Annotated in this window: 12 protein-coding genes; 7 read left to right on the top strand and 5 right to left on the bottom strand. The window is 68.8% G+C overall.

Going from position 1 to position 20,898, the window contains the following annotated elements; all coding sequences use genetic code 11:
- Nucleotides 1–115: 115 nt before the first annotated feature.
- The 3 genes from putP to C1Y63_RS01785 all read left to right on the top strand — a co-directional run bounded on the left by putP (nucleotide 116) and on the right by C1Y63_RS01785 (nucleotide 3,804).
- Complete coding sequence (gene putP, locus C1Y63_RS01795) at nucleotides 116–1,687, top strand: sodium/proline symporter PutP (protein ID WP_106014802.1); 1,572 nt, start codon at nucleotides 116–118, stop codon at nucleotides 1,685–1,687.
- Nucleotides 1,688–2,097: 410 nt separating this feature from the next.
- The gene (locus C1Y63_RS01790; protein WP_158256057.1) at nucleotides 2,098–3,102 is read left to right on the top strand and encodes a DUF1524 domain-containing protein; all 1,005 of its coding nucleotides are present in this window, start codon (nucleotides 2,098–2,100) and stop codon (nucleotides 3,100–3,102) included.
- Between the two features lie 228 nt (nucleotides 3,103–3,330).
- Nucleotides 3,331–3,804 carry a DUF2269 domain-containing protein gene (locus tag C1Y63_RS01785; protein WP_106014748.1) on the top strand — a complete coding sequence of 158 codons (474 nt, stop codon included), beginning with the start codon at nucleotides 3,331–3,333 and terminating at the stop codon, nucleotides 3,802–3,804.
- Nucleotides 3,805–4,291: 487 nt separating this feature from the next.
- Here the strand turns inward: C1Y63_RS01785 and C1Y63_RS01780 are convergent, their stop codons facing one another.
- On the bottom strand, nucleotides 4,292–6,370 hold the full coding sequence (locus tag C1Y63_RS01780; RefSeq protein WP_106014747.1) for a DEAD/DEAH box helicase: 2,079 nt from the start codon (nucleotides 6,368–6,370) through the stop codon (nucleotides 4,292–4,294).
- A gap of 294 nt (nucleotides 6,371–6,664) precedes the next feature.
- On the bottom strand, nucleotides 6,665–7,885 hold the full coding sequence (locus C1Y63_RS01775; protein ID WP_233195531.1) for an MFS transporter: 1,221 nt from the start codon (nucleotides 7,883–7,885) through the stop codon (nucleotides 6,665–6,667).
- Between the two features lie 335 nt (nucleotides 7,886–8,220).
- Here C1Y63_RS01775 and C1Y63_RS01770 point away from each other — a divergent pair, with 335 nt between their 5' ends.
- Nucleotides 8,221–8,745: a hypothetical protein gene (locus tag C1Y63_RS01770; RefSeq protein WP_146128830.1), complete on the top strand. Its 525-nt coding sequence runs from the start codon at nucleotides 8,221–8,223 to the stop codon at nucleotides 8,743–8,745.
- 171 nt (nucleotides 8,746–8,916) lie between these two features.
- Here the strand turns inward: C1Y63_RS01770 and C1Y63_RS01765 are convergent, their stop codons facing one another.
- The 3 genes from C1Y63_RS01765 to C1Y63_RS13210 form a co-directional block, all read right to left on the bottom strand.
- Nucleotides 8,917–9,699: a hypothetical protein gene (locus tag C1Y63_RS01765; RefSeq protein ID WP_106014800.1), complete on the bottom strand. Its 783-nt coding sequence runs from the start codon at nucleotides 9,697–9,699 to the stop codon at nucleotides 8,917–8,919.
- Nucleotides 9,700–9,927: 228 nt separating this feature from the next.
- The gene (locus C1Y63_RS01760) at nucleotides 9,928–10,935 is read right to left on the bottom strand and encodes a (2Fe-2S)-binding protein (RefSeq protein ID WP_146128829.1); all 1,008 of its coding nucleotides are present in this window, start codon (nucleotides 10,933–10,935) and stop codon (nucleotides 9,928–9,930) included.
- Nucleotides 10,936–11,140: 205 nt separating this feature from the next.
- Nucleotides 11,141–14,002, bottom strand: coding sequence for a carboxylesterase/lipase family protein (locus tag C1Y63_RS13210; protein WP_106014744.1), 2,862 nt, complete (start codon nucleotides 14,000–14,002; stop codon nucleotides 11,141–11,143).
- 18 nt (nucleotides 14,003–14,020) lie between these two features.
- Here C1Y63_RS13210 and C1Y63_RS01750 point away from each other — a divergent pair, with 18 nt between their 5' ends.
- The 3 genes from C1Y63_RS01750 (at nucleotide 14,021) to C1Y63_RS01740 (ending at nucleotide 20,635) form a co-directional block, all read left to right on the top strand.
- The gene (locus tag C1Y63_RS01750; RefSeq protein WP_106014743.1) at nucleotides 14,021–14,875 is read left to right on the top strand and encodes a shikimate 5-dehydrogenase; all 855 of its coding nucleotides are present in this window, start codon (nucleotides 14,021–14,023) and stop codon (nucleotides 14,873–14,875) included.
- 212 nt (nucleotides 14,876–15,087) lie between these two features.
- Nucleotides 15,088–15,885: a hypothetical protein gene (locus tag C1Y63_RS01745; protein ID WP_106014742.1), complete on the top strand. Its 798-nt coding sequence runs from the start codon at nucleotides 15,088–15,090 to the stop codon at nucleotides 15,883–15,885.
- Between the two features lie 838 nt (nucleotides 15,886–16,723).
- The gene (locus C1Y63_RS01740) at nucleotides 16,724–20,635 is read left to right on the top strand and encodes an ABC transporter ATP-binding protein (protein ID WP_106014799.1); all 3,912 of its coding nucleotides are present in this window, start codon (nucleotides 16,724–16,726) and stop codon (nucleotides 20,633–20,635) included.
- Nucleotides 20,636–20,898: the final 263 nt, after the last annotated feature.

Here is a 20,898-nt window from a genome sequence, read left to right as displayed (position 1 = left end):
ATGCCCTGGGGTGCCGACACTCCCCCGCCGCACGCGCGAGCTGTGCGCCGACGTGGGGTGGCACCGTTGTCGCCGAACACAGCAAGAAAGTTGCGTGCCCATGGACACCTCAGTCATGAGCCAAAACACGTGGTTCATCATCGCGATCGTCATCTACATGCTGGTGATGCTCCTTATCGGGTATTGGAGCTACCGGCAGACGGATGAATATGACGACTACATGCTCGCCGGCCGCGATCTCAACCCCTTCGTGGCGGCCCTGTCTGCCGGCGCGTCGGACATGTCGGGCTGGTTGCTCATGGGCCTGCCCGGCGCCCTGTTTGTCTCCGGCATGGGTGAGTTGTGGATTGCCGTCGGCCTACTCATCGGCTGTTGGGCGAACTGGATGTGGGTGGCCCCGCGACTGCGGGCCTACACGGAGGTCGCCGGCAACAGCATCACGCTGCCGTCGTTTGTGGAGAACCGCCTGCGGGACCGTTCCCGCGCGCTGCGCGTGTTGTCCTCGATCGTGATCCTGGTGTTCTTCACCTTCTATGTGTCCTCCGGCATGGTGTCCGGCGGCCGCTACTTTGAGGCGACGTTCGGCGGCTCCTACCTCGACGGCATGCTTATCGTGGCGGCGGTGACGGTGGCCTACACCTTCATCGGCGGCTTCCTCGCGGTGAGCTACACGGATGCGGTGCAGGGCATGCTCATGTTCGCAGCCCTCGTCATTGTGCCGGTGGTGGCCTATGCCTCCCTGCAGGACTCCTCCACCCTGTTCACCTGGGCGACGGAGCAGCCCTACGGCCCCTGGGAGCACGGCAACCCCGACTACTTCCACATGATCACCGGGATGAGCGCCATCGGGATCATCTCCGCCCTGGCGTGGGGGTTGGGCTACTTCGGGCAGCCGCACATCGTGGTGCGCTTCATGGCGCTGCGCAGCCCCGGGGAGGCCAAGACGGGGCGCCGGATCGGTATCTTCTGGATGCTGTTCTGCATCCTCGGCGCCACGGCCGTCGCCGTCATCGGCACCTCGTTCTTCGGCCAGGATCCCTCCATCCAGGTCACCGACCAGGAAAACTTCGAGACGATCTTCCTCGACATGGGCCGGATCCTGTTCCACCCGCTCATCGCCGGCCTGATTCTCACGGCGGTGCTGGCGGCCATCATGTCGACGATTTCCTCCCAGCTGCTGGTGACCTCCTCGGCGCTCATTGAGGACATGTTCATGATCGTGGCGAAGAAGAAGCCCACGAACCAGGTGCTCATTAACCTCTCCCGCACCGCTGTCGTCGTCGTGGCGGTGGTCGCCGGCCTCATGGCCGCCAACCCCTCTGATTCGATCCTGGGCCTGGTGGCCTTCGCGTGGGCAGGTTTCGGTTCCGCGTTCGGCCCGCTGCTCATTGCTTCCCTGTACTGGCGTCGCCTCAACACCCCCGGCGCGATTGCCGGCCTGGTGTTGGGTGCGGTCGTGTCGTTCGCGTGGGGCCAGGGCTGGCTCGACGGCGCCCTGGAGACTGTGGGCCTGGGCGCGTTGACCGACCTCTACGAGATTGTGCCTGGCGTGCTGGCCGCCACCCTGGGCATCGTGGTGGTGTCCCTCGCGACCGCCGAACCGGATGCGGAGGTCCTCGCCGAGTTCGATGAGGCCAGCGGGCTGGCGCACGCTCTCGAGGCACCCCGCGCCGCCGCGGGCGCCTAACGCGTAAGGCAGACACCCCGCACGCACAGGCTCCGCAGGCACAGGCACCGCCCCCACTGTCTTTGTGCGGCACCTTGTGCCGTGTGCGATGTTTCTCATTCTTCACGTTCTCACCGCCGGTACGAGTCCTCCCCTTGAAAAAGGGGACTGCACGGACTCGTGCCGGCGGTGTCGCGTATGGTCTGGCTGTGCCCGATCGTGCCGGGCCGCGCACCAGTGGCGGGCCCGGGTGTGTCAGGGCCAGCATGAGCACCACCGACAACACCCCGCCCGCGCGACCGCAACGCCGCCACCCGGAGCGGAATCCACAGACACCGCGCACGCCCACGCTGCCACCCGGACAGCGCCAACCACCGCCCCGGCATATGCGCCACCGGCATCGCACTCCGACTGCCCCACACCGGAACGCTGTGCGCGGGCGGGTACCTGCCGCGGCGCGCGGGCACACCACCCGCCCCCTGCAGCGCCTCCACAGCGGCGCGCCCTCCTCCCGCACGCAGGCGGGCCGCCATGAGGAGTTGCTTCACCTGCGGCTGGCCGCCTGGCGGGAGGGGGATATCTACCGCGCCGACGATCCGCCGGGGGCGCCCACAGCGCCGGCACCAACGACCCCAGGGGCCGGCGAACACCCCACACCGCACGGCCACCCCACCGCCCACGGGCACCGCGCGGACGTTGGGTCCGGGCACGGGTTGGTGCGGGTGTTCCTCGGCGTGCTGGTGCGCCTGGCACACCGGGGTGTGCGGGCGGTGATCGGCTACCGCCCGGCACGGCACATGCTGGTACTGCACTCCTTGAGCGCAGTCGTTGCTGCCGGGTGGCTGTGGCAGGCGGCCGCCCCACCACCGGCCGCCCCGGGAATCTCACCTCCCCCACTCGCGGTGAGTCTGCCCCACGTGTCCGTCACACCACTGCGGCCCCGGGTCACCGGATACGACCGCGACAACTTCGGCCACGGGTGGGCCACCGGTGCCGACGGGTGCTCCACCCGCGACCACGCCATCGCGGAACACATCCCCGGAGTCCACATCGACGGTGGCTGCACCCCGCGCGGCGGGGAGGGCATCTGCCCCTATACCGGGGAGACCATCAGCAGCCGCGGGGTGGAACTCGACCACGTCTTCCCGCTGTCGGCGGCGTGGGACCTAGGTGCGGCGGCCTGGACTGCGGCGCGGCGGATTGAGTTCGCCAACGACCCGGACAACTTGATCGTGGTCACCAAGGCCAGCAACCGGGAGAAATCCGACCAGCTGCCCGGCCAGTGGATGCCGCCCGCCCCGGGGGCGGGGTGTTGGTATGCCCGCCGGGTGGCGCTGATCGCCGCCCGCTACGAGCTGCAGCTGGCCGAGGAGGACGTGGCGGCGATGCGGCGCGCGTGCGGGGTTCGCGAACTGCTGCCCAAAACGTTAGGGTGAAAGCTTCGCGCGCGGCACGCCTCACGGCGCACCTCCGCTCACCTGTCCCCGCCCCGCCGGCAGCCCCCGGAGGAGCGAGTGCCCCTTGATGTCTCCGGGCACACCGCTGGTGTGTGGATGCCGTCCCTGGCCGTGCGGACGTCACTGACCCATCATGTGCGGTGCGCTTTCGCGCCCCGGGGACCACCTGATTCCCCACCGCCCGACATACACGAAGAAGAAAACTGCATGAACTTGCTCTACGCCGCCCACGTGCTCACCGCCCTGGTGTTCCTCGGCCCCATCACCCTGTCGACCTCCAGCTTCCACACCCGCGCCTACGCCGCCCACCAGGGTGACGCCAAGGCCCTGGGTGCCGCCCAGATGATGTACCGCGTCACCAAGGTGTACGGCTGGTTGTCGCTGCTGGTGCCCGCCATCGGTGTCGCCGCCTGGATCTTCGCCTACCCGGACCTGATGAAAAACGGTGTGTACCACACCAGCATCCTGCTGTCCGTGGTGGCCTGGGCGCTGCTGCTCGTGGTGATTCTGCCGCGTCAGCGCCAGATGCTCGCAGCCCTCGGCGGCCTCGACGAGGAGGAGTCGGATAAGCCGGTGGCCCCCATCGCCAACTGGGAGAAGGCCAAGGGCCAGCTGTCGATGTTCGGCGGCATCTTCAACGCCCTGTGGTTCATCGTCGCCCTGCTGATGATCATCTTCTAAGCAGCTGCGTCGACCAGCACCCCTTTAAGCGCGCGGCCACCCCGCACGCCACAACCCCAGGTTGTGCCCCGATCACCGGGGCGCGCCTGGGGTTTTCTCATGCCCACGCGCCTCGCGCCCGCGCAGAGTACCGCCGCCGGCCACACGGAGGAGCTGGAGGATTCTCCGCCGCCCCGGGTGGCACCAGGGCATTCCAGTATGGGCCCCAAGTCTTCACGGCCCTGGGGAGGATGCAGCCACCCTGCCGCCACGCGGCACCGCGCTCGGTGGCATGAGAAAAGCCGGCAGTGCTCCCGCCCCGACCCCGCTCTGGGGGTGCCTGGATGCTCACGGTGGTGCTGCGGGTGTGCCAGCTACTGGCGCACGTGGGGAAGGTGTCCGTGGAATCCGCACGCGGGGAGGTATCCAAGGATCGACGAAACCCGCCTGCGGGCAAGGATTGCCTGCAGGCGGGTTGATGTGTCCTACGGGTGGGGTGGGCTAGCGCTTAGTAGCGGTCGCGCCCGCCACGGAAGCCGCCACGATCATCGCGATCCCGGCCACCGCGGAAACCACCACGGTCGTCACGGCCGCCACGGTAGCCGCCGCGATCGTCACGGTCACGGCCACCGCGGTAACCACCGCGATCATCACGGTCGCGGCCACCACGGTAACCGCCCCGGTCGTCACGATCCCGACCGCCACGGTAACCACCGCGGTCATCACGGTCGCGGCCACCACGGTAGCCGCCACGCTCACCTCGGTCGCCACCGCGATCGCGGTTGTAGGCGGGGCGGCCGGCCGGCGGGCCCGGATCCGGCTCAATGTTGATCAGCTGGCCGGAGATCCGAGTATCCGCGAGCGCGTCGAAGACCTCACGGGGCAGGTCCTTCGGCAGCTCCACGAGGGAGTGCTCGGAGAGGATGCTGATGCGGCCGAAGTCGCGGTTGGACAGGCCACCTTCGTTCGCCAGGGCACCGACGATGGCACCCGGGCGGACGTGCTGGCGCTTACCGACGGCGATGCGGTAAAGGGCCATTTCCTTGCCGCTGCGATCGAAGCGGCTGGGGGCCTCCCGGTCGAAGCGGTTGCGGCGCTCGCCGCGCTCCCCACGATCGCGATCGCGGTCGCGCTCACGACGCTGCGGGGGCAGCTCCTTGAGCAGGAAGTCGTCGGCCTGCACCTGGGTGGCCAGGGCGGCGGCGATGTCCTCCAGGGGCACGTCGTGCTCCTCGGAGTACTTCTTCACCAGGCCGCGGAACATCGCGACCTCGGAGTGCTCGAGGGACTCGGTGATGGAGTCCATGAACTTCGACTTGCGGAACTCGTTGACCTCGTCGACGGTCGGCAGTTCCATCTCCTCCAGGGGAGCGTTCGTCGCGCGCTCGATGGAGCGCAGCATACGGCGCTCACGAGGAGTGACGAACAGGATGGCCTCGCCGGAACGGCCCGCGCGGCCCGTGCGGCCGATGCGGTGCACGTAGGACTCGGTGTCGTTCGGAATGTCGTAGTTCAGCACGTGGCTGATGCGGTCGACGTCCAGGCCACGGGCCGCCACGTCGGTGGCGACGAGGATGTCCAGGCGGCCATCCTTGAGCTGGTCGACGGTGCGCTCACGCTGCGCCTGGGCGATGTCGCCGTTGATGGCGGCGGCGGAGAAGCCACGGGCGCGGAGCTTTTCTGCCAGCTCTTCGGTTTCGTGCTTGGTGCGCACGAACATGATCATCGCCTCAAACTCGGTGACCTCGAGGATGCGGGTCAGGGCGTCGAGCTTGTTGCGGTGCGCGACCGACAGGTAGCGCTGCGTGATGTTCGTGTTGGTGCGAGTCTCGCTCTTGACGGTGATCTCGCGGGGGTCGTTCAGGTACTGCTTCGACAGGCGGCGGATCGCCGGCGGCATCGTGGCAGAGAACAGGGCGACCTGCTTGTGGTCCGGGGTGTCGGCGAGGATGCGCTCGACGTCCTCCTGGAAGCCCATGTTCAGCATCTCGTCGGCCTCGTCGAGGACGAGGAACTTCAGCTGGGACAGGTCCAGGGAGCCCTTGGACAGGTGGTCGATCACGCGGCCCGGGGTGCCGACGATGATCTGTGCGCCGCGGCGCAGGCCGCTGAGCTGCACGCCGTAGGCCTGGCCACCGTAGATCGGCAGCACGTGGATATCGCCCAAGTTATCGGCGAAAGACTGGAAGGCGTCTGCCACCTGCAGCGCCAGCTCGCGGGTCGGTGCCAGCACCAACGCCTGCGGGGCGCGCACCGCGGGATCAATCTTGGACAGCACCGGCAGCGCAAACGCCGCGGTCTTGCCCGTGCCCGTCTGTGCGAGGCCGACCACGTCGTGGCCGTCCATCAGCACCGGGATGGTGGCGGACTGGATGGGGGACGGAGTTTCGTACCCCACCTGAGCGACTGCGGACAGCACATTCGCGGGGAGTCCCAGGCTCTCAAAGCCCTCGTTCGGTTCGGTAGCCTCAGATGCTTTCGCTTCCCCGGCGGCGTCAAGCTCGCCCTGCGAATGATCGTCCACTTCCGACATCATGACGTTTTCCGGCTCGTTCACGTCGCCGGTGACGTTATCGGTATTGCTCATTGTCCGAACAACCCTACGCGCTCCCCCGCGCAAAAGCCATTCCTCCCCCACGGTCGGCCGACTGGCATCACCTGCACAAACGACCGGGGTGCGGCAAATCCACGCCCAGCCGAGCCTAAAGAAGCCAGCCGCCGAAACAACCCGCGCCACCCCCTCCGACGGCCACGCACCTACCACCCCGCACCCCCGCCAGGCGGGCACGATCGGGCCTCTAGCCGGGGGATATCGGACGCAATCGGGCCCGCCGCACGGGCGGCACGAACACGCCGTTGAGCAGCGGGATGGCGCCTGCGCTTATGCGGCCGCGGATGCTTTCGCGGGCAGGGTCTCCCGGCCCGGCACCCACGCCAGCACCGCCAGCACACTAATCGCGCCACACAGGGCGAAGGCCGGGCCATAGCCGGCACTTTCTGCCAGCAGGCCCACCACGAGCGGGCCCGTGATGGCACCCAAGTCCTGGGCCATCTGGAACGTCGACAGCACCGTGCCGCCGGAACGATCCTTGCCGATGATATCGGCGAGGGTGGCTTGCTGCGCAGGATTGATCATGCCCGCGCCCGCGCCCGCCGCCACGGAGAACGCCAACAGCACCCACACCGTGCCGCTGAGCCCAATGACGGCACTAAACACACCGTTGACCACCAGCCCCGCCAGGATCAACGGCTTGCGCCCCACACTGTCCGCCAAACGCCCGGAGAACTGCAACGCGATCGCATTGCCGACGGCGAAGGCCGCCAAGGCGGCGCCCGCCACCGTCGTGCCGTGCGCGAAGGCGGCCGCCGCGAACAACGGCACCACTGCCACGCGCACACCGAAGTTGCTCCATCCCATGGCAAACGTGCTCACGATGGCCGCCCGGTAGGCGCTATCGCGCAGCCCCTCGGCCAGCCGCATCGGCGGGTGCGTGTTGTGCGCTTCCGCGGCGCGAATCGCCTGCGGCTTCAACCCCAGCGCCACCACGGCAGTGGCCGCCATGAGCGCCACACCGTAGATGACGAACGGCACCCGCATCCCGAAGGGGGCCAACGCGGCACCCGCCACCGGACCAATGATGTTGCCCAGCAGGAACGCCGTCGCATACGTCGAGGACGCCCGGCCGCGAATCTCTGCGGGCGCGATGCGGACGATCAGCCCCATCGCGGACACCGTGAACATCGTCGAGCCGATGCCGCCCAGCGCCCGCAGGCCCAGCACCTGCCAGTAGCTGTGCGCCATCGCCACGGCCATCGTCGACAAGGCCACCGTGAGCAAGCCCACCAGGTAGGTGCGGCGGGAGCCGATGTGGTTGACCAGCCACCCGGAGGCCGGGGCGAAGACCAGCCGCATACCGGCGAAGGCGCTCACCACCGCCGAGGCGGCGGCGATGCTCACATCAAAGCTGCGCGCAAACTGCGGAATCACCGGGGCCACCAGGCCGAAGCCGACCGCGATGATGAAGGCCGCGCCGACGAGGATCCAGATCTCGTGCGGGATTCGCACCCGGGCCCCAGCGCCCGCCGCCGCGGGCGTGGCCACATCCCCCGGGGCCGGCAAGGAGGCCGGGGGCTGCGGGGTGCTCGCACTCGCGGGGGCAGTGTCAGCCGTCCCCGCATCCGCGGGAGAAGTGCTCGGATCAAGCTCATCGCGTTTCGTCACGACGCCTACCCTAACCCCACTGTCGAATCGAGATGGCCCACACCCCGTGCGCAGCCCCGGGTGCCACGGACAGAAAGCACGCCTACGACAGTTGGAAGACACCCCGCCGCACCGTGCGCGGAACCCGTGTTGACCTGCACACACCCCTACTTTTTAGACAACATGTTCGAATCTGGAATCTGGCGAGTCCCGGGGTTGTTCCTATGGTCATGGCCATGCGAAACATCACTGAACTGTCCACCCACTTCCCCCGTCGCCGCACCGAGGCGGCCCACACCCCGATGAGCCTCGCGGAGCGCACCCAGGTCGTGGAGCGCAATCACCGCGACACCTTAAGCGCGCTGGAGTCGATCATCGCCCACCCGCGGGCGCTGACCCGCGACAGCCTGCACTGGCGGGCACCACAGAAAAAGCTCCCCGCCGCCGGGGATTGTCCGCCACTGATCGTCACCCTGCAGCGCACCCGACTCGGGGACCTCGCCCGCCAGTCGATCCGCCACTTCGGGGAGGAGCGCGACGCCGCGTTCCTCATTACCGCCCGCTTCACCTCTCCCACCGGCCAGCCGGTGGCCCCGCAGTGGGCTCACACCTGGGTCCGGGCGCTACTTGGCGGGGCGGCGTCCTTCGACATTCACGAGCTGCTCGACGCGTCCGCGCCGACGCTGTGCTGGGTGACCGACCGGAGGCTGGAACCCCTGCGCAGCCCGGGTGCGCTCTTCGACCGCGCCTCGGCGGCGTAAGCGGACTCCCCCACAGGCACAGATCAGCCCGGCCGCCCACGGCGGTACTCACAAGAGAGACTCCACCGAAGGCCCGCACCACCGACCTCACACGCAGTGCCGCGTGAGGTCGGGGCAGACCGTGGTGTGGCGTGGGGCCGGGGTGCTCACATGTGCCCGCACATGCGCGGGCTACTGCGCCTCAACCCCCGCGTCAGCGCTGTGCAGATCGTCGTCATCGGCGTCTGCGTCGTCGAGGTCGTCCTCCGAGCCATCATCGAAGTCGTCGTCCTCCAACTCCGGGTCGTAGTCGTCATCGTCGAGCCCGAAGATGTCGTAGACCTCCGGTTCGTCGTCCATCGCGCGGGCAGAACCGGTGAGCTCCCGCTCCCAGTTCTCCGCGTGCTCGGACGCCAACTCCAGCACGTCCAGCAAACGATCGAAGTCACTGTAGGTGCCCAGCTCCAACACCTCCGAGGTCATGGCCACCGCCCACTCACTGTCCTCGGCGTCCGCGTCGGCGCTGGGGACCTCAAAGACGACCCGGGCTTCCGGCTCGGTGCCGGAATCGTCGATGAGCACCAGCAGCGAGGCAGTCTCGGCCACTTCTGCGGAGAGAATGTTGGGGTCCTCGAAGTCCTGGGTGAACACCAGGCCTTCCAGGCGCTCATCCGTGCCCAGCATCAAATCCCGGATGAGGGTGACCACCAGGTCGGTGGTGATGTAGCGCTCGATCGTGGTGACAGCATCCTCCGGGGAGAACACCACCTGCACGAGTTCCGGGGCGAACTCCTCCCCCGTGGCGTCGTCGACGGCGGCGATGTAGACGTTCGCGGCCGGCACCACCGGGTCGATCTCCACGAACTGCACCTCCACACCGGAGGTGATCGGCACCATCACGTGGCAGTCGCTGCCCACCCGGTACTCAATCTGCGCCGCATCGAGTGCCCGGGCAATGTCCTCATAAAAACTCATCTGGAAAATCCCTTCGGCGGAAATCAAGTCACGCTCCCCCCACACACCCCTCACCACACAGCACTCGCCCACAGGGGTGCCTTCGTCCTCCGTGTGCCAAGGCCACGGGGAGGACGATCTGTCGCACGGGGTGGCGGGAAAGCACATCAGGTGTCGTTCACCTGCGGCCAGCCTAATCACAGCGCTCACGTGGTGCGCCGCACGCGGGCAAACGGGGGTATCCGAGCCCTACAGCGATGCCACATACGACAGCAGCCGCTGGCTGCGTTCTTGGGGCGTGTGTTTCGGGCAGGACGTGCACTTTTCCGCCGTCGGGGAGTGATAAATCATGCAGCACGATGCCCGCCGGGCGAAGAGATGATCGTCCGGATCAATACCCCCGCCCCCGGACACGGAAGCCATCACGCGAGCGGCATTCGTTGCCGCAGGGACCCCGGCGTCCTCCCCCGCCGCGGTGTCATCATCGGCACTCGGCGCCGCCAACGCCAGCAGCTGCCCGTCGCGGACGACCTCAAAGCGGGGCCGCGGCATCACGTCCGCCATGCCTGCGTACAGCGCCTGGGCAACCAGGTAACCGCGCTGCGGATCGAAGCTCTCGTTGCCACTGTCGGCAGCATGCGCGATGAGGGAATCGCCCAGCACCGCCCACAACGGTGCCGGCCGCAGGCCAGACGCCGCGCACAGTGACTCCAGCAGGGGGCGGATACTGCGCACCAGCTGCTGTGCGCTCTGCGCGCACCCCACCAACTGGGCGAATTCCTCCTCGTCGAGGTCCCAGGCGTCACGCTCCCGCGCTACCGCGTCGAGAACCTCACGTCCAGGCAGTGCCTTCAGCACCTCCTGCACCAGGCCCTCCCCTGCGGACCCGTGGGCACACTCGTTGAGCGCTCCTGGGCGGAAACCACACCAGTAGGGATCCAGCCCCGCGTCCCCCACCCGGTGGAACAGCGTGCCGCGGTCAAGGTCGAGGCTGGGCACCACGAAGAACTCCACCATCGCGGTAATCGCTGGCCGGGTCAACGAGTGCGCCAGCGAAAACCACCACACTTGAGCCGCGTGCTTGTCCCCCAACTGATAGCGCTCCGCCGAGGCCGCGATTGCTAACGCGAGCGAATCGGGGCTGCCCAGCTGCTCCACGGTGACCACGGCCTCCGGGTAGCGGGCCACGTCGGGAACCTCCACCGCCGGCTGCAGCAGCGGATACTCCGCCACCACGTGGGCCAAGGTCTTGTCCACACTCGCCACTGTTGTGCCCCCTTTTTTGTGTGTCGGGTTGTCGGAATTGTTGCAGGGTGCCACGCGGGTGCGGGCACCGCCGAAGGACTGGAAGAAAAAGTAAAGAAGAAAAACCGGACGTCGAAGTCAAGGAAGGAGAATCAAGGCATCGCTCAAGCACGGGCCTTGTGCGTGTGCCTCGGGTAAAAAGCCGCAGGCACAGCCCTTAGCGGTCGCCCCGACGGCGTTTCACTTTTCGGCCGCGCTCCGCGCGGGTGGTTTGTGATTCCTTCACGCTGCGGCGACGACCCCGGCGCGACGGCGTCGTGGTCGATTGTGCCGAATCCTGTGCGGCAGGACCCGCTGCGTGCTCATTATCTGCGGGTGTCACGTCGACTGCGTCGGCGATCTGTTCACCCCGCAGCCCCCGGCCGCGGTCGAGCCCCAGTCCGTCGAGTATGACCCGGGCGGTGGGCACGCGCCGCCGCCAGCGGCCGCGGGTGGGTTCCGCGGCGCCAGGTGCCGCCGTGAGGCCCGTTCCGGTGGCGCCCAGCTCCCCGCCCCGCGTGACAGCGAGGCTGCCCTGCTCCTGGGGTGGAGCGGTCTGCGGCAGAGTTGTCGTCGCGTTCTCTGTGTTCTCTGTATTCTTTGTGTTCTTTGTGGTCTTTGCGGTCTTGGTGTCCTTGGCCTCCTTCTTTCCCTTCCTGTTCTTCTTGTTCTTCTTGGTTTTCTTCGTGCTCTTCTTCGTCGTGGGCTGTGTCTTCGTGTCGCGTGCGGGCTCTTCGCCTTCAGCGAAGGTGCCGCCGCGTCCCGGCACGTCCGCAGGCGCGGGCGTCACCGCGTTCTGCTGCGAGTGCTTGGCGTGGGTGTTCTTCTGCTTCGTGCGCGCTTTGTAATTCGAGTAGGACTCCTTGGTGTCCTGCTTGGATTCGGCGTGCGCCGCCTTGACGAGGCGTTTCAAATCGACCGCGCTCACGGGCTCGCCGGACGAAGACTGCGGTGCAGGGGTCCGCGCAGCACCACCTGCCGTCGCTTCAGCGTGTGCCGCATCCTGGGCGTCGGCGGTGTCCATGGGCCGTGCGGGGTGCGCGGACGCTCCGGCAGCCGCGTCCGTGCTGCGCGCAGCACTACCCGTGCCACAGTCAGCACTCTCCTCGGCCCCACCATCCTCCAGATCCTTGTGCGTACCGCCCGTGGCGGCGAGGAAGCCGGGGATGCCGCGCCCCCACTCCGTCATGGTGTAACCCTCCCAGGCGATGCGCTGATAGGCGCGCGGATCGTAGGCCACCTCATGGGGCGCGTTAATGATGAGGGTGGCGCGGTCGAGGTGCCGGCACACCTGCGGCTGGGATCCGCCCGGCGCGCCGGGGGCGTCGTCGATGCGGTAGGCCGGCCAGTCTGCTTGTGGGGCACCACCGTGGATGAAGGCACCCCAGTGGCGTTGCATAAGCGTGGTCACCGCCCCGAAGCGTGAGTCGTCGCCCATCTTGTGCACCGAGCTGATGCGGGAGGCGTCGACGTCGTTGAACAGGTAGGCCAGTTCCATGGAGTGGGTGGCGCCCATGCCGATTTTGCGCATCCAGGCGCTGGCGAAGTCGTAGCGGTACATCCACACGGGGTGGCCGTGGCGGGCGTGTGCTTCCGCGATGCGGACGCTGGGACCCCAGAACACCGCGTCTGTGAGCAGGTGGGCGAAGTCGGTGCGGCGGCGGGCGTGTTTGTATGCGGCAAGCACGTGGTCGGCGTGTTCCGGGTCGTAGGCCCGCAGGATGGTCCGGGCCCGGGCGCTGCGGGGGGCGGCGCGCAGGTAGAGCAGTTTCGCGACGCTGGCCTCGTCGTTGTTGGTGCCGATGAGGAGAGGCACGGGGGCGACAGTGCCCTGTGCGAAGGCGTCGACGGGGTGCATCGGCAGCATGCCTGGTTCCACGGCTGGTCCGAAGGAGGAGTTCAACGGCCCGAAGGAGGGGTTCCGCAGGATCATGCGTTGCCCGGCGCTGATGAGCGCGTCAACAGGCACGGCCCGCAACCGCGCCAGCGGCGAGGTGCCGGCACGCCCTGGAGGTACTGGGTGCTGCCCGCGGGCGTCGTTGTCTGTGGGTGCCCCCTGTGGTGCGATCGTTGCCGCAGCATCGTCACAGCTCCCCTGCGCTGCTGTGGGGCGCCCGGGTGTGTCGGCGGCGCCGGTGTCGGCGTCAGTGTCGGCATCGGGCGGGGTGGGGTCGCCTTTGACGTGGTCGGCGAGGCGCTGCGCCCAAAACGCCGCCTGCTCCGGGTGGTGGAACGTGGCCGCCGGGGCCGACTGGGCAATCGCCTTGTGGAATAAGCCCTCGGCGACGGGGCAGGCCATGAGCGCCAGCACGGCCTGGGCGCCGGCGGATTCGCCCATGATGGTCACGTTGCCGGCATCCCCGCCGAAGGCGTGGATGTTGTCCCGCACCCAGCGCAGCGCCAGCACCTGGTCGTAGAGCGCAGGATTGGCCACCGTGCGGGACTCGGTCCCCGCAGTCCCGGCGAGCACATCTGCGGCAGTCTGCTCTCCTGGGGGTTCCAGGTGGGTGACGTCCACGTAGCCGAGCACCCCCAGGCGGAAGTTCACCGCTACGTAGACCACGTCGAGGTCGCGCACGAACTTGTGCCCCCGCAGGATTTCCTGGTGGCTGGCGCCGACCAGGAAACTGCCGCCGTGGAAGTACACCACCACCGGCAGTGTGCGCCCGTCGTCGGGGCGCACAATGTCCAGCGTCAGGCAGTCTTCCACCCCGTGGACGCGGTCCTGCCAGCTGTACCCCGGTTGCGCGGCGGGCGGCTGGTAGGTATCCGCCACCCGGGTGTCCTCCCAGGCGGGCAGGGTCTGTGGGGCGCGCCACCGCCCCGCCCCGGGGATGATCCGCCCGAAGGGCACGCCCCGCCAGCGGCGGATGCCGTCGGAGGTCTCCGGCACCAGCGGCCCCGGGGGCGGCACAGGGAGTGCGGCCTCGGCGCGCAAGGCTGCCAGCCGCGCGCGGTGGGCGTCGCTGCTGCTGGGGGTGGTGGCGGCAGGCGGCGTCGCGCGGTGCGGGGTATGCGATGCGCGCGACGAGAAGCTCATGCCACTACGGTAGTACCCATGGTGAACATCGTCGACCGTGAAACCACCCTGTGTATTTCTCTTGCGGCCCGCCCCTCCAATCACGGGGTGCGGTTCCACAACTACCTCTACGACCGGTTGGGTTTGAACTACCTCTACAAGGCGTGCGCGCCCAGTGAGATCACTGCCGCGGTGGCTGGCATTCGGGGGTTGAATATTCGGGGTGCGGGCGTGTCCATGCCCTACAAGGAGGATGTGATTCCGCTGCTCGACAAGCTGGATCCTTCCGCGGAGCGCCTGCAGTCGGTCAACACGATCGTCAACGACGGGGATGTGCTCACCGGGTACAACACGGACTACATTGCGGTGCGCCGCCTGCTCAAGCGCTCGTCCGCCACCCCGGAGACCACCGTCGCGGTGCGTGGCTCGGGCGGTATGGCGCGCGCCGTCGTCGCCGCGCTCACCGACCATGGGATGCGGGGCACGGTGGTGGCCCGCAACCAGGCCACGGGTTCCCGCCTGGCCGCCGATTTCGGGTGGGAATTTTCCACCCAGCTCCCCCGCGAGGTACAGATGCTCGTCAACGTCACCCCGATCGGCATGTATGGGGGCGAGCCCGGCTCCGAGGAGGAGCTCGCGTTCGCGGTGGAGGACATCCAGGCCTGCGAGATCGTGCTTGATTGTGTGGCGTTCCCGGTGCACACCCCGCTGGTGCGGATGGCGGAAAAACTCAACCGGGAGGTCATCAACGGCGGCGACATCATCGCCCTCCAAGCCGCGGAGCAGTTCGCCCTGTACACCGGCGTGGTGCCGGATCGGGCGCTCGTCGACGAGGCGGAAGCCTACGCCCAGCAGGAGCCGGCCGCCCCGCCGGCGCAGCCCGCCGCCGAGTAACAGCGCCGGCGCACAACGACACCACCGCCCGCGCGCTGCGCACTCACCGTGCCTGCGTGGGAATGCCGGGGGCGCGACTGCTGGTTGCATGAAGTAGCCGGCCCGCGGGCGCGCCCGGTAGCCTGGTCTGTCCACGCAGCACCCGCGGCCCGACAGCTGGCCACGAGTGACTTCGTGGACTACCTAAGCCTTCGAAAGGAAACCACCCCCACATGGGACTGTTCGACCGCACTGAGAAAAACCGCGACATCGTTGACGCCGTTGGCAGCGATCCGAAGGCCCTCGAGGAACGCGCCGGCGCCTCCGGCCGCATCCTCATCACCGCCCTCAACAAGGCGGTGCACATGCAGACCGGCCTCATCGAAGGCTACGTCGACTGGTTGCGTTCCAAGCACCCGGACGCCTCCCCCTATGAGATTCAGGCGCTCATGGACAAGCACATCATGCGTTTCGCCACCGGCTCCGGCGCCGGTGTCGGCGCCGCGGCCGCGGTGCCGGGCATTGGCTTCGCCACGGGTGCCGCCGCCGTCGGCGCAGAATCCATGCTCTTCCTCGACGCCGCTGCCCTCTACGTCATGGCGAGCGCCCACCTCCGCGGGGTGGACATCCGCAACGAGGAACGCCGCCGGGCGCTCATCCTCGTGGTGCTGTTGGGGTCGGCGGGCACCATGATCGTCGACACCGTTGTCGGCAACCTCGGCGACCGCAAGGGCGCCTCCGTGGCGGCCACCCTCACCCGCTTTGGCACCCCCAGCCTCAACGAGGTGAACTCGCGACTGATGAAGTCCGCCATGAAGCGCTTCTCCAAGAAGGTGTGGGGCACCTGGATCGGCAAGGTCATGCCGCTCGGCATCGGCGCGGTGGTCGGCACCGTCGCCAACCGCAAGATCGTCACCAAGCTCATCGAGAACTCCCGTACCTCCCTGGGCGCGGTGCCGCAGGCCTTTGCCACCCCGGCGCGCGAGGACGTCGCCAAGCCGGACACTGTCCTCAGCGACGTCGAGGTCTAACACCCCACCGGCGGGCTATACCCCGGAAACTTTTTCTCACCCCGCAACCACCACCCGGCCCCACAGCACACCTGTGGTGGCCGGGTGGTGTGCGTTGTGAGCCCACCGCACCGCGGTGCGCCCCCGCCCGGCGCGGGCCAGATGGAGCGTATGCGGGCACGATCACAGACCTGGTGTGGGCGCGCAGCACATCACCCGGCGGACCTCCCCCGGCATCCGCAGCGTGAGAGCCCTCCCGCAGGCCACGCGCCCGCAACCGCCCCACAGGCATCCGCAGGGGTGGCGCCTGACGCCCCACACCGATGGCTCCCGCCGCATTCGTTGGGTGTGTGGCGGCCACGCGCTGCAGTCCACGGCTGGGTGGGCGCATACCATCAAAGGAAGACGGCCATCCGCGCGAGGCCACCACACGAGGCACCCCACCGGGGTCTGCCCCACCGGCGCGCAGCACAGCAATCGGCGGACAGCGTTTCTCGCTGCGGGCCGCGGGTGCGCGACACCTGCTCCCGCCGCCCCTGGTGTTCGTTTCCCCTTCTCTTCTGCGCTTTTCTCCCCGTGGTCGCCTGTTCTTCCTCCGTGGCTTTCTCTTCCCGCTGAGCTTTCTCTGCCACAGTTTCTTCTCTGCTTCTTTCCTGCCACGGTTCTTCGGTTCTCTTTTTCGCTTTTCTCTTCGCGGTCGTTTGTCGACCTTTTGCTTTTCGCCACCTGTTGTTGCCTTGACGAAGGGACCAGCCCAATCGTGAGTGCCGGCCACCCCGCACACATTCCGAAACACCCCACCGCGGACCCCACTGCCACCCCCGCCGAGCGGATCGGTGGGCTGCGCCGCCTGTTCGCCATGATGGCCCTGGAGCGCCGCGCCGGGATCGTGGCGGTGGTGTTCACGGTGCTTGTCACCGCCGTGGAGACCGCCGCCCCGCTGGTGACCCGCGACGCGATTGATATCGCCACCGGCTCCCGCACGCAGGCGCTGCCGACGCGGCTGCTGCCGGAGTTCTCCCCCCTGGCGGCGGTCATCGTCGTGCTGTTGGTGTTGGCGGTGGTGCGGTTTGTGTGCCAGTTCGGGCGCCGCTGGTTCGCGGGGCGGATGTCGATCGGGGTGCAGCACCGCTTGCGCCTGAAGGTGCTGGACCGACTGCTGGGCACCTCCGGGCGGGCCCAGGACCAGGTATCGACGGGGCAGGTGGCGTCCCGGGCGATTAGTGACTTGGCGACGATTCAGGGCATCACGGCGGTCCTGCCCCTGGCGACGGGCAATGCGCTGCGGGTGGTGGCGATGATCGGGGTCATGCTGTGGCTGAGCCCCTGGCTGGCGCTGGTTGCCTTGGCGAGTGTGCCGCTCATCGTGGCGGGCGCGTCGCTGTCACGGAAGAGTTTGTTTGCGGCGACGTGGACCGCGCAGCAAAAGGCGGCGGATTTGGCGACCCGGGTGGAGGAAACCGTCACCGGGGTGCGCGTCGTCAAGGCCTTCGCCCAGGAGCAGCGGGAGGTCGACGCGGTCGAGAACTTAAGCCGCGAGGTGTACGCCCACCGGATGCGGGCGGCGAAAGTCACGGCCCGCTTCCAGCCGGCTCTCGACCAGCTGCCGCTTGTCACCCTCGTCGTCAACGTGGCCTTGGGCGGCTGGTTGACCCTGCAGGGGCAGATTTCGGTGGGCACGTTCGTGGCGTTCACGACGTATCTCACGGCGATGACGAGTGCGACGCGCATGCTGGCAGGGGTGGCGGTGCGGGTGCAGTTGGCGTTGTCCTCGGTGGCGCGCATCCACGACGTGCTGGACCTGCCGCAGGCAGTCCCCGCCGCGGGCGCGGCGGCGGATGGCGCGCCCGCGGCACCCGTGCCGGCGGGCCCGCTCGGCGTCCGTGTGGAGGACGTGAGTTTCTCCACCCGGGGTACCACGGTGCTCAGCGGGGTGAACTGGTCGGTGCCGGCTGGCGGGCACATAGCGCTCATCGGCCCGCCCGGGGCGGGCAAGACGATGCTCGTGCAGCTCCTCGGCGGGTTCTACCCGCCGGAGGCGGGCCGCATTGTGCTCACGGGTGCGGCATCCTCCCCCGAGGGCACCCCAGTGGAGGTCAATGTCTCAGACCTCGACCCGCGGGCGCTGCGGGAGGCGGTGGTGTGCGTCTTCGACGAGGCGTGGCTGCTCAGCGACACGGTGCGCGCCAACATCACCCTCGGCGGGGATTATTCGGAGGAGGAGGTGCGCCGGGCGACCGACTTGGCGCAGGCCACCGAGTTCATCGAGGGCCTCGAGCACGGCTTTGACACCGTCCTCGGGGAGCGGGGGCTCACCCTGTCCGGCGGGCAGCGGCAGCGTGTCGCGCTCGCGCGGGCGATCCTGCGCCGCCCCCGGGTGCTGGTGCTCGACGATGCGACCTCGGCGATTGATGCCGCCACCGAGGCCGCCATCATTCGCGGCATGGCGGAGCAGCTGCGCGACGTGACGATCGTGTCGGTCGCCCACCGGGAATCCACCCTGCGGGCCGCCGACACCCTCGTCGTGCTCGATGGCGGGCGGGTCACCGCCGCCGGCCCCGTAGCCTCCATGGCCGCCGATCCGCAGGTCGCCACCCTCATGGCCTTGGCCCCCACCCCTGCGGGCGAGCCGGTGCCCTTCGACGAGGGGCAGACCCCCGCCTGGGAGGAACTCTGGCCCCCGCACACCGCCGGGGACGCCGGCCAGGGTGGGCCGAGTGCCTCCCAGATGCGGCGCGCCGCGGCGAGGAACTCCGCCCGCTCGGCGGGCGGGCACCCCCACGGTGCCGGCGGGCCGGGCATGCCGGCCGCGATCAGCGCCACCCCGGAGCTCATGCGGCGGGCCGCCGCCCTGCCGCCGGCGCAGGAATCCCCCGGGGTGGATGCCGCCCGCTGGCGGGACGCCGTCGGCGGCCTGCGGCCCTGGGCGATGCTGCGGGACGTGCGCGGCCTCATCGCCGCTGTCGTCGCCTTACTCATCGTCGGTGTGGCCTGCGACTTGGCGTTCCCCGCCCTCATGCGGCTGGCCATCGACCACGGCATCGCTGCCCGCTCCGCGGCCACGTTGTGGTGGATCAGCGCCGCCGGCCTCGTCGTCGTGCTGGCCAGCTGGGCGGCCGCCGCCTGGCAGACAGTGCTCGCGGCCCGCACCGGCGAGCGACTGCTCTTTGCCTTGCGGGTGCGCTCCTACGCTCACGTGCAACGCCTGTCGCTGTCCTACTTTGAGCGCACCCGCGCAGGCTCAATCCTCACCCGGATGACGACCGACATTGATTCGCTCACCTCCTTCCTACAGACGGGCCTGGCGCAGGCGATTGTGTCCGTCGGCACCTTGGGCGGGGTGACGGCCATCCTCGTGACCACCGACTGGCGGCTCGCGCTGGTGGCCCTCGGCGTGGTGCCCGTCGTCGCCGTCGCGACGATTGTGTTCCGGCGGATCTCCTCCCGGCTCTACGGGCAGGCCCGCCGGGACATCAGCGCCGTCAACGCCGACTTCCAGGAGTCCGTCACCGGGCTGCGCAGCATCCAGGCCTACCGCGCCGAACCACACATGGCGGACCGCTTCGCGCACGCCGCGCTGCGCTACCGGACGACCCGCCTGCACAGCCAAAAAGTCATCGCGATCTACTTCACCGGGGTCTCCTTCCTGTCGCTGGCGACCGAGGCCGTGGTCCTGGGCGTCGGCGCCACCATGGTCCAGCAGGGCACCCTGTCGGCCGGCGTGCTCGTCAGCGCGGTGCTGTATCTCGGCCTGTTGCTCAGCCCCATCCAGGTGCTCAGCCAGGTCTTCGACAGCTACCAGCAAGCCCAGGTCTCGCTCGGCCGCATCGCGGACTTGCTCGCCACCGAACCGCACGTGCCGGACACCGGCACCCGCGACACGGAGGATGCCCGCCGCGCCGCACAGGGCACCATCGAACTGCGGGACGTCACCTTCGCCTACGCGCCGGCCGGGAGCAGCAACCCGGCAGAGCACCTCCCCCCGTCCACGGCGGCGCTGCACAACATCAGCGTGCGCATCGCCCCCGGCAGCACCGTCGCCGTCGTCGGCCCCACCGGGGCCGGCAAGTCGACCATCATGAAGCTGCTGGCCCGCTTCTACGACCCCGGCAGCGGCAGCGTCCGCGCAGGCGAGACGACGGGGGGCACCGACACCACAGATATCCGCGACTTCGAGCTCCACGCCTGGCGGCGCACCCTCGGGCTCGTGCCGCAGGAAGCTCACCTGTTCAGCGGCACCGTCGCAGACAACATCGCCTACGGTCGCCCCACCGCCACCGCCGAGGAGATCACCGATGCGGCGCGCCGGGTGGGGGCGCTCACCGCGATCTCCCGGATCCCGGGCGGGTTCCGCCACCCGATCGGCGAGCGCGGCCAGGGCTTGAGCTCCGGGCAGCGGCAGCTCATCGCGCTGGCGCGCGCGGAGCTCGTCGAGCCGGCGCTGCTGCTCCTCGACGAGGCGACGGCGACGGTCGACCCCGCGACCGAGACCACCATCTTGAACGCCTCCGGGCGGGCCACGCAGCGGCGCACCAGCGTTGTGGTGGCGCACCGCTTGGCGACGGCGGCGCGGGCCGACCGGATCCTCGTCGTCGATGGCGGACGCATCACCGAAGATGGCACGCACGCCGAGTTGCTGGCCCGCGGGGGTACATACCGCAGGATGTGGGAAGCAAAGACCCAGGAGAACACCCCGGGGGTAGCGGCCACCCCACCCCCAATCACACCCGAAAGAGAACAAGATGAGACATTCACCCCTGGTTCACGTTAGCCTGTAGGCAAGCGAATTCGAGCCTTCCCTACCCCCATACGAGCACTCACAGACTCCACCCCCACGACTCCACCCGGTGTCCCACACTGCCCAGCCCTGTGACGGTGTGTGCGCCCGCTACCCCCGCCGCCCACCCGGCACCCCCGGGAGGTGCTGCAGCCGGCAGGCGCGCACCCTGCGGCGACGGGCGGGAGGAGGTGGGGTGTGGAATAGCTGGGAGTGGGGCGGGTTTGAACTACCGAGCAACGATTGACCCACTTGTC

The organism is Corynebacterium sp. 13CS0277 (assembly GCF_002994655.1).
In the GTDB taxonomy this organism is placed as follows: Bacteria; Actinomycetota; Actinomycetes; order Mycobacteriales; family Mycobacteriaceae; genus Corynebacterium.
The sequence above is the reverse complement of the archived record's forward strand: the minus strand, read 5'-3'. Positions and strand labels throughout refer to the sequence as shown.

Bases quoted from the DNA above. Each gene is read 5' to 3' on its own strand.
- putP (WP_106014802.1), top strand. From the start codon at position 116: ATGAGCCAAAACACGTGGTTCATCATCGCGATCGTCATCTACATGCTG.
- C1Y63_RS01785 (WP_106014748.1), top strand. From the start codon at position 3,331: ATGAACTTGCTCTACGCCGCCCACGTGCTCACCGCCCTGGTGTTCCTC.
- C1Y63_RS01780 (WP_106014747.1), bottom strand. From the start codon at position 6,370: ATGAGCAATACCGATAACGTCACCGGCGACGTGAACGAGCCGGAAAAC.
- C1Y63_RS01770 (WP_146128830.1), top strand. From the start codon at position 8,221: ATGCGAAACATCACTGAACTGTCCACCCACTTCCCCCGTCGCCGCACC.
- C1Y63_RS01765 (WP_106014800.1), bottom strand. From the start codon at position 9,699: ATGAGTTTTTATGAGGACATTGCCCGGGCACTCGATGCGGCGCAGATT.
- C1Y63_RS13210 (WP_106014744.1), bottom strand. From the start codon at position 14,002: ATGAGCTTCTCGTCGCGCGCATCGCATACCCCGCACCGCGCGACGCCG.
- C1Y63_RS01750 (WP_106014743.1), top strand. From the start codon at position 14,021: ATGGTGAACATCGTCGACCGTGAAACCACCCTGTGTATTTCTCTTGCG.
- C1Y63_RS01745 (WP_106014742.1), top strand. From the start codon at position 15,088: ATGGGACTGTTCGACCGCACTGAGAAAAACCGCGACATCGTTGACGCC.
- C1Y63_RS01740 (WP_106014799.1), top strand. From the start codon at position 16,724: ATGATGGCCCTGGAGCGCCGCGCCGGGATCGTGGCGGTGGTGTTCACG.